This window comes from Asticcacaulis sp. P4_H10, from assembly GCF_056400965.1.
In genome coordinates this window covers 18,650-31,174 of record NZ_JBFUKH010000002.1, presented here as the reverse complement: position 1 = coordinate 31,174, position 12,525 = coordinate 18,650, and the positions used below count along the sequence as shown (strand labels likewise).

The window sequence follows — 12,525 nt, the reverse complement described above, 5'->3', positions numbered from 1 at the left end:
ATCTAGTCCTTGATTTCCACCAACAGCGCCTTGTCGGCCACCTGCGCATCGGCTGCGGCGTGGACAGCGGCAATGCTGCCGGCGCGGGGCGCCTTGATGGTGTGTTCGATCTTCATGGCGCTGAGGATCAGCAGCTTCTGACCCTTCTCGACGACATCGCCGGGGCTAACGAACAGCTCGATCACCTTGCCCGGCATGGGCGCGATAATATCGCCCGAGGCAACCAAGGCTTCATGGCCGTCGCCAGCCTCCATGTGCAAATGGCTGCGCGGCGGCAGGTTTACCCAGAAGCCCAACAGGTCGTTCCAGGGTGAAGTCGGATCAGCAACTTTTGCGTTGCCATTTGCCTCTATGTCGGGCCACGGCTGGAGCAGGCGCTCACCATGGCGGCCGATGAAGCCGGTATCGATCTTTGCTGCGGCGAAGTCCGGATCGGAAACGACACGGCGCAGGAAACCCAGATTGGTCGCCAACCCGCTCAGCCGCGTATGAATCAGCGCCTCGCGCATGCGTTTCAAGGCTTCGGCCCGGTCGCGGCCATTTACGACGATCTTGGCGATCATCGGATCGTAGAAGACACTGACCTCATCGCCCTGTTCCACCGCGGATTCGATCCGCGCTGACACCGGAAACTCCAGTCTTTCCAACCGGCCCGTCGCGGGCAGAAAGTCATTCTGCGGATCTTCGGCATAAAGCCGCGCCTCGATGGCGTGGCCGGAAATCGTCAACTGGTCCTGGGTCAGCGGCAGGTGTTCGCCCGCCGCCACGCGCAGCTGCCATTCGACCAGGTCAACGCCAGTGATCTCTTCGGTCACCGGGTGCTCGACCTGAAGCCGGGTGTTCATCTCCATGAAGTAGAAGGGCGCATCGGCGATGCCGTTGGAGACATCGACAATGAACTCGACCGTACCGGCGCCGCGATAGCCAATCGCCTCCGCCGCACGCACGGCAGCGCCACCCATGGCCGCGCGCAGAACTTCGGGCAGATCGGGGGCTGGGGCTTCCTCAATAACCTTCTGATGACGGCGTTGCAGCGAGCAATCGCGTTCGAACAAGTGTACGACATGGTGGTGAGAATCGGCAAAAAGCTGAATTTCGATATGCCTCGGCACCTCGATATACTTCTCGATCAGCACCTTGGGATCTCTGAATGCATTCCGGCCTTCGCGCTGGGCGGAAACGAGGGCGTCGGCAAAGTCGGACGCTTGATCGACGCGGCGCATGCCCTTGCCACCGCCTCCAGCCACGGCCTTGATCAGCACCGGATAGCCAATGGCGTCAGCTTGAGCCTGCAAGGTCGCTAAAGTCTGGTCGTTGCCGTGATAGCCGGGTGTTACCGGCACGCCGGCCTTGGTCATCAAGGCCTTCGCCGCACCCTTCAAGGCCATGGCGCGGATGGCGGCCGGCGTCGGGCCGATAAAGACAATGCCCGCAGCCTCACAGGCCTCGGCGAACTCGGCGTTTTCCGACAGGAAGCCATAGCCCGGATGGATGGCCTGGACGTTGCGGTTTAAGGCGGCAGCGATGATCAGGTCGCCGCGTAAGTACGATTCAGACGCCGCTGCGGGCCCAATCAGCACGGCTTCGTCGGCCTCGCGCACAAAAGCTGCGTTGCGATCGGCTTCGCTATAGACGGCGACGGTGCGCACGCCCAGTTTCCGGCAGGTGCGGATGATGCGCCGGGCGATTTCGCCGCGATTGGCGATCAGGATCTTATGGAACAGGCTCATTCGGTCCAGCCCGGCTTGCGCTTGTCGAGAAAGGCCGACATGCCTTCGCGCGCTTCGTCGGACGCCCGGCGCGCGGCGATGCGATCGGCAGTCATGGCCGTCAGGTTCGGCGTTACTGGCTGACCGGCCACATCGGCGATCAGGCGCTTGGTATCGGCGATCGCCTCAGGGCCGCCCAGACATATAGCCTCGACAATGGTTTTGGCGATACCTTCAAGGTCGTCGCTCACCTCGTGGATCAGGCCGATGCGCCGGGCTTCATCGGCACCAAAGCGCTCGCCGGTCAGCATATAGCGCCGCGCCTGCGCCTGGCCGATCTTGGCCACGACATAGGGCGAAATCGTCGCCGGGATGATGCCCAGGCGGACCTCAGTCAGGCCGAACACCGCCTTTGGGTGCGCAATAGCGATATCGCAGCAAGCGACAAGGCCCGTCCCGCCGCCCAGAGCTGCGCCATTAACCAGCCCGACAATCGGCTTGGGGCAGGTGCTCAATTCGTTGAAAAGTTTGGCGATATTCAGCGCATCGGCGCGGTTCTCGGCCTCGCCCTGGTCGGCCGCGCGCTGCATGTAGGCCAGGTCCGCGCCGGCGCTGAACGACTTGCCGGCGCCCGTCAAAAGAATGGCGCGGACATTGGCGTGCCGGCCCAGCATGTGGATGCAGTCGGTCAGCTCACGGATCAGGACATCGTTGATCGCATTGTGCACCTCAGGGCGGTTCAGGGTCGCACGGGCAACGCCGTGCTTGTTCATTTCGATGCTCACGAGCGACATGGGTTACATCCTGAACACGCCGAACTTCGTCGGCTCTATGGGGGCATTGAGCGCGGCGGACAGGCCAAGCCCCAGAACCCGGCGGGTATCTGCAGGATCTATGACGCCATCGTCCCACAGGCGTGCCGAGGCATAATACGGGTGGCCCTGCGCTTCGTAGGTGTCGCGGATCGGCGCCTTGAAAGCTTCTTCTTCGTCGGCTGGCCATTGGCCGCCCTTGGCCTCGATGCCGTCGCGCTTGACGGTCGCCAGCACATTGGCCGCCTGTTCGCCGCCCATGACCGAGATGCGCGCATTGGGCCACATCCACAGGAAGCGCGGATCGTAGGCGCGGCCGCACATGCCGTAATTGCCGGCGCCGTAGGAGCCGCCGATGATGACGGTGAACTTGGGCACATTGGCACAAGCGACGGCCGTGACCATCTTGGCGCCGTGGCGGGCAATGCCTTCGTTTTCGTAGGCGCGCCCGACCATGAAGCCAGTAATGTTCTGCAGGAAGATCAAAGGGATGCCGCGCTGGCTGCACAGCTCGATGAAGTGGGCGGCCTTCAGGGCGCTTTCGGAAAACAGCACGCCGTTATTGGCGACGATGCCGACTGGATAGCCGTAGAGGTGGGCGAAACCGCAGACAATCGTGTCGCCATAGAGCGCTTTGAACTCATCGAATTCTGAGCCGTCAACCAGGCGGGCGATGACTTCGCGGACGTCGTAGGGCTTGCGCGTATCGGCAGGGATGACGCCGTAGAGTTCGGCAGCTTCGTAAAGCGGTTCGGTAACCTCGCGCGTCGCCAAAGAGATCGTCTTCTTGCGATTGAGATTGCCGACGATGCGGCGGGCAATACCTAACGCGTCGGCGTCATTGGCCGCCAGATGGTCCACCACACCCGAAACACGGGCGTGGACATCGCCGCCGCCGAGATCTTCGGCCGAGACGACTTCACCGGTCGCCGCCTTCACCAGCGGTGGTCCCCCTAAGAAGATGGTGCCTTGATTTCGGACGATGATGCTTTCGTCGGACATGGCGGGCACATAGGCGCCGCCGGCGGTGCAGCTGCCCATGACGACGGCGATTTGCGGGATACCCAGCGACGACATGCGCGCCTGGTTGAAGAAGATGCGGCCGAAATCGTCCTTGTCCGGAAAGACCTCGTCCTGGTTGGGCAGGTTGGCACCGCCCGAATCGACCAGATAGACGCACGGCAGGTTGTTCTGTTGCGCGATCTCCTGCGCGCGCAGGTGCTTCTTGACCGTCAGTGGATAGTAGGTGCCGCCCTTGACCGTGGCGTCATTGCAGACGACGACGCATTCGGTGCCGGAGATGCGGCCGATGCCGGTGATGATGCCGGCGGCGGGTACCTCATCGTCATAGACCTTGTGCGCGGCCAGGGCTGAGAATTCAAGAAACGGCGAGCCCGGATCGATCAGGCCGGCGACGCGATCGCGCGGCAGGAGCTTGCCGCGTGCGGTGTGCTTGTCACGGGCAGCTGGTGAGCCACCCAGGGCAATCTGGCCGGAAAGTGTGCGCAGGTCGTCTACCAGCCCCTGCATCCGGGCGGCATTGGCCCGGTAGTCGCCATCGGCGACATCGATTTCGCTGCGGAGCGCAGGCATATTCGTCCCTGTGTCGTTTTTTGTTATGTTAGTCGAATATATCGTCCGGTCTATGAAAGTTTCAATTGAAATCTTTTCTCAGGCGGCGGTTTTTGGACGCTTTTTGGGTGCAGCCAAACCCGCCAGGGGCAGAAGAGACAAGCGTTTCAGAGCCAGATGGGCGGCTATGGGCGCGAGTATGCCCACGGACATGCCCACGAGGATGTGAACCGCAGCGTCATTAATATGCAGGATTTTCGACAGAATGACGCGTGCTCCGGCCGCGCAGATGATGTGCATGACATAGATACTAAGCGAATATTCGCCGAGCCGGGTAAACAGCTCTAGCACACGCCCTTTCAGCCGTGTCGCAATCAGGATCACCAGGGTCAGGCCCAGGATACCCGCCGGCATGGCCCAGATCGACTCGATCCGCCGTCCGCCCAGATAGAAGGCGGCGATGACTGAAGCGACAAACGCCACGGTGATGAGCGCGGTGACGCGCAGGCTGGCCGATGGGCTTTGGATGCGACGCGAGACTTCGACGCCGAGGAAATAAAAGACGATGACCCGGATCATCAGGGTGGGCCACAACGTGATTTCGATCGGCCGTACCACCTCCAGAACCACCATGGTCAATAGCCCTACGGCGATCAGCCACCACCGGCTGGCCGGCCACAGCGCGAGGAGGATGTGGCACGCCATCAGGGTGTAAAGAAACCAGAACTGGCCGATGGGCACGACAAGGATGCCCAGCATATTGTCGACGGTGAAGGCATTGTTGCCGGCGTTGGGCAGCATCAATTGGATGCCGCCCTGGATCAGCGACCACAAGAGGTATGGATAGACGATGGTCGGGATCTTGCTGCGCAGGAAACCGAGCTTGCCTTTGTCCAGGCTATACTGCACCGTCCATCCGGCTAGGACGAAAAATAGCGGCATATGGAAGGTGTAGACGCTGAAATCGCTCCATTGGAAGGCTGGCGATGTGACCGGGACAATGCCCGCGCTGGCGACACCGCGCAGGACGTGGCCGAAGACCACCAGCACAATTCCTAAGCCTTTCGCGGCATCCAGCCAGGCAACGCGTTCCGCCGCACGATTCATATGTGTTCCTTTGTGCAGTGCGAAGTAGGTAACATGTTTCTCACGGTCGTAAAACGATTAGCCCGCACCTGAAATTAACACGGCGCGGGTATAAAACTTGCAGGCTCTTCAACCAGAGGACCGTCAGAGTCCCGGATGGAAACGCGTGCAGGAAATGTCGATGTATCATTTTCATGGCAAGAGCCGAAGTGTCCCGGTTCAGGACTGGGTATCGTTCTGGAATCCTTTACGACTGATGGAGCTGGCGGCGCCATTTTACAGGCACGTCAGCGCCTGCGATCGCATTTTGCGCCCGGGCAGGGCGGATGACGCGCCGCACTTTCAACCGGGCGACCGGGTGCGTGTACGGTCAGCGGCCGAAATCCTGTCGACCCTCGATATGGACGGCCGTCTGGAAGGCGCGCCCTTCCTCAATGTCATGGTGCCGCTGATCGGAGCGGTCGGCACCGTCCTGACGGTCATGCCGTCGGCCAGCGTGGTTCTGGAGTTCGTACCGGACCGACGTTCAGTGTGGAAGGCGGAGTGGCTGGCCGTGGATGGCCCCATCGCCGATTTGGCGCCGCGTGCCGAGGCGGCGGCGCGCAGTCGCCTGGCGGCGCTCGCTGCTGACTATCCGGGGCTGTAGCCTGCGGCCACGGCGAGACTTGTTTACTTTTTGTTCCGGATGTAGACTGATGGCGGACTGTTGGATTCGCCATGACCGAAGACGCGTTTGAAGAGACGCCTGCGCCGCGCAAAATACTCCATATCGATATGGATGCCTTCTACGCGTCGGTAGAACAGCGCGATAACCCCGATCTGCGCGGCAAGCCTGTCGCGGTCGGCGGCGCGCGCGAACGCGGCGTGGTGGCCGCGGCGTCCTACGAAGCGCGCAAGTTTGGCGTCAGGTCGGCCATGGCGTCGGTGACGGCGCGGCGCAAATGCCCGGAGCTGATCTTCGTCAAGCCGCGCTTCGAGGTCTATAAGGCGGTATCGCAGCAGATCCGCGACATCTTCGCCGAATACACGCCGCTGATCGAGCCGCTGTCGCTGGACGAAGCCTATCTCGATGTAACGGAGAACATGTCCGGCGTCACCTCCGCGACCGAGGTGGCGAAGGCCATCCGTGCCCGAATCCGCGAGGTCACCGGCCTGACCGCGTCCGCCGGCGTATCCTACAACAAATTCCTGGCCAAGCTGGCTTCGGACTACGACAAGCCCGACGGTCTGTTCGTCATCCGGCCCGAACAGGGGGCCGATTTCGTCCGCGACCTGCCCGTCGGCCGCTTCCATGGCATAGGGCCGGCGACCAACGAAAAGATGCGGCGGTTGGGGATCGAGACCGGGGCGGACCTGCGCAACAAGTCCCGCGCTTTCCTCCAGGAACATTTCGGCGTGTCGGGCGACTGGTACTACTCGATTTCACGCGGGATAGACCATCGCCGTGTACGGCCGGACCGCGAGCGCAAGTCGGTGGGCGCCGAGACCACCTTCTTTCGCGACATCGACGATCCGGCCGAGGCGCGCGAAGGCCTGCTGCCGCTGGTCGACAAGGTCTGGCGCTACTGCGAACGCGAGGCTCTGCATGGCCGGACGGTCACGCTGAAGGTCAAGTTCAATGACTTTCGCCAGATCACGCGCAGCCGGACCTCAAGCCCGGTCAGCGACGCAGAAACCCTGCGCCAGTCAATATTCCTACTGCTGGATGGCGTCTTTCCGATCGCCCGGAGTATCCGCCTGCTGGGCGTTTCGCTATCCTCCTTCGACGAGGAAAGGGCGGACGGGCAACAGCAGCTGCAACTCGCCTTATAGGCCTTAAACCGGTGGCAGGGATTGCAATCGATTTTGTCGTAATTTTTTACAGGCTCTATGGGAGGTGGACGAAGATGGGTTCGTCAGCAACGCCGACGTCCCAAGGTCCGGATCAACCGGCCGAATGCCCGAAGCACAAGTTTACAGGAAGCGGTTCACGGTATTACCTGGGTGGCGGGCAATGGTAGTGCCGTGGATATTATTAAAGATTTTGGTCATACCGCCTCCGTCTAAGTCTTCTAGACTAACGGGTGGGTGACATTTATGTCGGTATTAACCAATTTTCGCAGCCTCTATTGCAAGGCGCGGTGATTTGGTTAAAGCTGACCACCGATTCTGCTCTATGCACACGCACTTGAAAAATATGATCGACCGTTTAAAGGTCAGCCGCTATCGGATTAACTATGCGCATCACTTATACGGTCATGGCCCTTTTCTCCCTCTTTATTCCCCTTTCCGTCCTCGCAGCCGGCGGCCAGCAAGGGCCCGTATTCGTTACGGATCCGAACCCCAGCTTCTCGGACGTCGCCTTCAAATCGGACCTGACGCGCCGCGTCGGATCGTTTGGCCTGACCCCTACGGCCTATGCCGGCCTGGTCACGACGGACAATGTGCGCTTTACCAGCGCAAATAAGGATACCGATCAGATCGCCCAGCTCGGAGGCGCAGTGTCTCTGGCCTCGTCGTGGAGCCGTCACGAACTCAAGGCGACGGCCAGCGTCGATGCCGAGCGCTATTTCAGCAATGACGACGAAAACACGGTTGATGCGGCGCTGAACGTCAGCAGCCGCTACGATTTTTCGCAGTATACCAGTCTGTCGGGTGATTTTCAGATTTCGCGCGATCATGAATCGCGCGGCATCCGCTCTCTGGATCTCAAGACCTTGCCGGCGGCGAAGGAACCTTCGCAATTCGGTCAGACCCTGTCCCGGATCTCGTTTGCGACCAGCGGAAACCGTCTGCGGTTTGTTGGCGCCCTGGCCTATCGGACCGTGGACTATTCGAACCTTGAACTGGTTGACGGGTCCTTCGTCGACCAGAACTATCGCAAGTCGAACCTGTCCACGGCGGATGCGCGTCTGGATTACAAGTTTGGCTCCGGGACGGCGCTCTTCGTGAACTACCAGGCCAACAGCATGCGTTTCGACGTCCTGCCGCTGAACGGCAAGACGCGCGATTCCGACGGCTACTCGCTGCGTATCGGCGCGGCCTTTGACCTGACGGATCTGCTGACCGGCGACATTCAGGTCGGCCATATGCGCCAGGAATACAAGGACGCCAGCTATAAGCCGGTCTCGGGCGCCTCCTATATGGCCAATCTGCGCTATCTGCCGACGCGCCTGACCACGCTGACCTTTACGGCGCGCCGGTCGATCGAGGATTCTCCGTCGACGGAAGCTTCCGGTTACTTCTATACCCTGGGACGCATTACGGTGCGCCACGAACTGACGCGCCGTCTGAACCTGGGCGCCAGCTATGAGCAGACGCAGTACGATTATAATGGCATTGCGCGCGACGATAAATATCATGGCATCTATGTAGGTGCGCAGTACGAGCTGAACCGCCGCATGATGGTTGAGGTGAATTACCGCAACCGCAAATTCGAATCGCACGGCGCCGATGCCTTCAGCGATCCGAAATATACCGAAAACCGGATGGGTGCCTGGCTCAAGACCAGCTTCTGACGATGCGAATTATTGTGCGACGCAATATGGTCATGTGTCATTTTTGGGTCGCATATCGCCGTTACTAAGGCTGCCCGCTCCGTCCGGCGCCAAACAAGCCTTCGGCACTGCAGCTAACGTACTGTAATACAGCTAATTGTCCAAAATGCGTCCGCCCCGGACCGGGAATTGCATGTCCGGGAACGGGTTAATGATTTATGTTGCTTCGCGGCATAACTCTATGTATCTTGGCAAAGGTGCGGAGGGGCATCAAATGAAGGAATCGGACTTGCGAGGTCTCTTTACAGTTGCTTTGCTGACGTTGGTGCCGGTGGCTGCGTGCGCCCAGGTGCCTGCTTCCAATCAGACTGCGGTCGCTTCGGCGCCTGCCGGATCGCCGGCCGCCGGCTATCAAATGGGTGGTGGCGACAAGCTGCGCATGACCATATACGGTGAGCCAGACCTGAGCGGCGAATTCGCCGTCAATGGTGCCGGTGTCGTGTCTCTTCCCCTGATCGGTGATGTCGGTGCGCGCGGTCTTACCGTCTCCGAATTCGCCACTGCGGTCGAAAACAAGTTCAAGGCGGGCTATCTGCTCGACCCCAAGGTCAGCGTCGAAATCACCAACTTCCGGCCATACTACATCATGGGCGAAGTCGGTAAGGCCGGCGAATACGGGTATAGCGATGGTCTGACCGTCATGAACGCTATTGCTCGCGCCGAAGGCTTTACCTATCGCGCGCAACAAAAGCGCATCTTCATCAAGCCATACGGCAAGACGGTGGAGACCGAAGTTCCCCTGACGGCTGATCTCGTAGTGCAACCCGGCGATACTATTCGTATCGCGGAACGACACTTCTAAATCGCCAGGAATTGCCTGCGGGCAGGGGCGGCACGGGCCTGAATTTTAAAGCCTAAACTCAGCGTATTATCCGTTGAGGCGATTAGCCTTGACCTTTAACCAACTCAAACGGGTCAGAATTATATGCAAAACGTTGCGCCCACAGACTCGGATTCCAACTCGGAAGTCTTTGATATCCGTACAGTTATTTCCATGCTGCGGATACACAAGTGGCTGTTCGCTGGTGTTTTTGCCGTCGTATTTTTGATCGGCCTGGGGCTGTCCCTGACCCAACCCGCCAAATATACCAGTTCCGCCAGCGTCATGATCGGCGGTCAGAAGTTGAAAATGGTGCCGAATGCCCAAGAGGTCGCCACCGACCTGCCCCAGGACTCGACCGCGATCGATACCGAAGTCGAAGTGCTGCGTTCGCTGGCGCTCGCCGACAGTGTCGTCACGCAGCTTGGCCTGGAAAAGGACCCGGAATTCAATTCGACGCTTAAAAAACCTGAAGGCCTCGCCGCCTTGCTGCCCCGTAAATCGGGCGGTGCGGTCAACGCCCAGACCTTGCGTCAGCAGATCATCGCCAACCTGCTCCAGTCCGTGGCCGTCAAGCGCCAGGGCCTGACCCGCGTCATCACCGTCAGCGTTGAGACCGGATCGCCGGTCAAGTCCGCGCAGATCGCCAGTGCGTGGCTCGACCAGTACACCAAGCGCCAGGTCAGCCAGAGCAACAATCTTCTGACCAACGCCAATGAGCAGCTGGGAGAGCGCCTTGAGCAACTGCGCAAGGACGCGATCGCCGCCGACGCTGCCGTCCAGCAGTTCAAGATCGCCAATGGCCTGGGCGTCGACAACCCGATGGGGGGCGTTTCGCTGCCAGAACAGCAGATGGCCTATCTGCAACAGTCGGAAGGTGAGGTCAGGGCATCGCTGGCCGCCAACCAGGCGCGTCTCGACGCCGCCAAGCGGGCCGCCGGCAACGGAGACCTGAGCTCGGGCGATACGCTGAACTCAGACGTCCTGCGCGACCTGCGCACGCGTGAAACCGAAATCCGTACGCGCCTGGCCAATTTGCGCGGTCGCTACGGCGCCATGCACCCCGAAGTCGTCAAGGCAACGAATGAAGAGGCGGCTCTTGAACGCCAGGTCCAGGCAGAAATGGGACGCGCTGTCGCGAATCTGCAGACCCAGGTCGATGTCGACAGGCAACGTCTTGCGGCGCTTCAGGGCGGTGTATCGTCGGCGCGCGGTTCGTTGAACAGGAACCTGGCCGCCAATACGCGCCTGCACGACCTGCAGATGCAGGCGGAAGCAGCGCACACGGTCTATGAAAGTTATCTGCAGCGTCACAAGGACACGACGACGCAGGAAGGCCTGGAAAACGCCAGCGCCCGCGTCCTGTCGGAAGCGAAGGTTCCGACCTTGCGCAGCTCGCCGAAGCTCGGCTTCTCGGTCATGCTGTCGTTCCTGGCGGGCATTGTCGCCGGCTCGGCGGCGGTCGCCATCAAGTACGCCATGCGTCGTGGCATTTCCTCGGGCACCGACGTCGTCAAGCATCTGAACGTGCCCTACCTGGGTGGCATCGCCAACCTGGCCTCGACGGTCAAGACGCGCATCAGCACAACGGGCAAGCTTTGGGAATATCTCGAAGCCAACCCGCTGTCTGTCTTCGCCGAGCAATACAAGATCCTGCTGACCGCCATCAATTTCAGCAAGGTCAGCGACGACAAGCGCGTCATCGCCATTACCTCCGCCATTCCGGGCGAAGGCAAGACGACGACGAGCATCTGCCTGGGCAAGACGATTGCCATGCTGGGCAAGTCGGTGGTCGTCGTCGATTGCGACCTGCGCCGTCACTCGGTGTCGAGTTCCATCGGTGGTGACTATAAGGCCGGCCTGATCGAGGTCCTGCAGAACAAGGTCAGCCTCGACAGCGCGCTCTATGACGGCGGCCGCGGCGTCATGTACCTGCCGGTCACTGACGGTCCCGTGCCGTCCGAGCACCAGTTCGGTACGCCGCGTATGGCTGCCTTGCTGGAAGAGCTTAAGACGCGCTTCGAGGTTATCATTCTGGACACTGCGCCGGTCCTGCCGATCGTCGACACCCGCCTGCTCGCGCATCAGGCCGACGTCGTCGTGTTGCTTGCCAAGTGGAACGATACACCGGTCGGTGCCACGCAGACCGCGCTCGACATCCTGTACAATGAAGGCCTCGACAACCTGGCGGGCGTCGCTCTGACCTTGGTCGACCTCAAGAAGCAGTCAATCGCCTCAGGGATCGGCAGCGAATATTATTATAATTCGTACAAGAGCTACTACACCACCAACAGCAAGTAGGCTGTTGAGCGGGAAATAACAAACGCGCCTCCGGCAGCCGGGGGCGCGTTTTCATTTGTTCCGAAGTCTGCGGACCAAAAGCAGGTCAAAAAGAAAGGCATGCCGTAGACATGCCTGAGGGTACAGAGAACAGGGAGAAATCGGATCAGGTGAGGACGTAGACGACGGCTGTCCAGAAAGCAGTGCAGAAGGCGATCATGCCGAGCGCGGTCCAGCCGAACGGAATGGCGCGCGCGGTTGCCGATGCGGATGCGGCAGGGCCGCCTTCGAGCTGCTGCTTCAGGCTGGCCTGAAGGCCGCGCGCGGGCGATGGCACCGATGTCGCCGTGCTGGCGTCGGCGATAGCGACCGGCATATCCGCCGTCTCCGTCACGGTGTGAAGAGGGGCGTCAGCGGAAGGTTTCAGTTTGCGGTTTTGCATGGCATCCGTCCTGTCAGTTCCCAGCCAATCTGCCACATCAGAGTTAAAACGCCGTGTGCACACAGAGTTAATCGGATCTGAACCGTGCGCTGACCGGTTTGACGCGTTGTAAAAATGCCGGATGCCTCGAAAAGCGCGACGCGTGGCGCATAATGACTGTAAAGGTCACGGGTTTCACGCTACCGCTATGCGGACAAACTCATGCACACCTTGAGAGCCTCCAGATGATCAATCGCCGGTTTATGGTAAGCTCAGGCGCGTCTTTTCT

The 12,525-nt window shown here is 60.4% G+C and carries 10 protein-coding genes; 5 read left to right on the top strand and 5 right to left on the bottom strand.

Annotated elements, in window-relative coordinates; genetic code table 11:
• Positions 1-2: 2 nt before the first annotated feature.
• From AC1DON_RS04235 to AC1DON_RS04220, 4 genes are all read right to left on the bottom strand, one after another.
• A complete protein-coding gene (locus tag AC1DON_RS04235; protein WP_476933918.1) occupies positions 3-1,724 on the bottom strand; it encodes an acetyl/propionyl/methylcrotonyl-CoA carboxylase subunit alpha in 1,722 nt (573 codons plus the stop codon).
• Positions 1,725-1,726: 2 nt separating this feature from the next.
• The gene (locus AC1DON_RS04230) at positions 1,727-2,503 is read right to left on the bottom strand and encodes an enoyl-CoA hydratase-related protein (RefSeq protein ID WP_476933508.1); all 777 of its coding nucleotides are present in this window, start codon (positions 2,501-2,503) and stop codon (positions 1,727-1,729) included.
• A 3-nt stretch (positions 2,504-2,506) separates the two neighbouring features.
• Entirely contained in the window at positions 2,507-4,114 is a 1,608-nt protein-coding gene (locus tag AC1DON_RS04225; protein ID WP_476933507.1) for a carboxyl transferase domain-containing protein, read from the bottom strand.
• 78 nt (positions 4,115-4,192) lie between these two features.
• A complete protein-coding gene (locus AC1DON_RS04220) occupies positions 4,193-5,200 on the bottom strand; it encodes an acyltransferase family protein (protein ID WP_476933506.1) in 1,008 nt (335 codons plus the stop codon).
• Positions 5,201-5,360: 160 nt separating this feature from the next.
• On the opposite strand from AC1DON_RS04220, the gene AC1DON_RS04215 reads away from it, so the two are divergent.
• The 5 genes from AC1DON_RS04215 to AC1DON_RS04195 all read left to right on the top strand — a co-directional run bounded on the left by AC1DON_RS04215 (position 5,361) and on the right by AC1DON_RS04195 (position 11,836).
• Positions 5,361-5,825, top strand: coding sequence for a hypothetical protein (locus AC1DON_RS04215; RefSeq protein ID WP_476933505.1), 465 nt, complete (start codon positions 5,361-5,363; stop codon positions 5,823-5,825).
• Between the two features lie 71 nt (positions 5,826-5,896).
• Positions 5,897-6,991 (top strand): DNA polymerase IV, encoded by a 1,095-nt coding sequence (dinB, locus tag AC1DON_RS04210; RefSeq protein WP_476933504.1) that lies wholly within the window; start codon positions 5,897-5,899, stop codon positions 6,989-6,991.
• 404 nt (positions 6,992-7,395) lie between these two features.
• Positions 7,396-8,676 carry an outer membrane beta-barrel protein gene (locus AC1DON_RS04205; RefSeq protein ID WP_476933503.1) on the top strand — a complete coding sequence of 427 codons (1,281 nt, stop codon included), beginning with the start codon at positions 7,396-7,398 and terminating at the stop codon, positions 8,674-8,676.
• A 253-nt stretch (positions 8,677-8,929) separates the two neighbouring features.
• Positions 8,930-9,517, top strand: a complete 588-nt coding sequence (locus tag AC1DON_RS04200; protein ID WP_476933502.1) for a polysaccharide biosynthesis/export family protein — start codon at positions 8,930-8,932, stop codon at positions 9,515-9,517.
• Between the two features lie 123 nt (positions 9,518-9,640).
• A complete protein-coding gene (locus AC1DON_RS04195; protein WP_476933501.1) occupies positions 9,641-11,836 on the top strand; it encodes a GumC family protein in 2,196 nt (731 codons plus the stop codon).
• 145 nt (positions 11,837-11,981) lie between these two features.
• Here AC1DON_RS04195 and AC1DON_RS04190 read toward each other — a convergent pair whose 3' ends face one another.
• On the bottom strand, positions 11,982-12,257 hold the full coding sequence (locus tag AC1DON_RS04190) for a hypothetical protein (protein ID WP_476933500.1): 276 nt from the start codon (positions 12,255-12,257) through the stop codon (positions 11,982-11,984).
• Between the last annotated feature and the right edge of the window lie 268 nt (positions 12,258-12,525).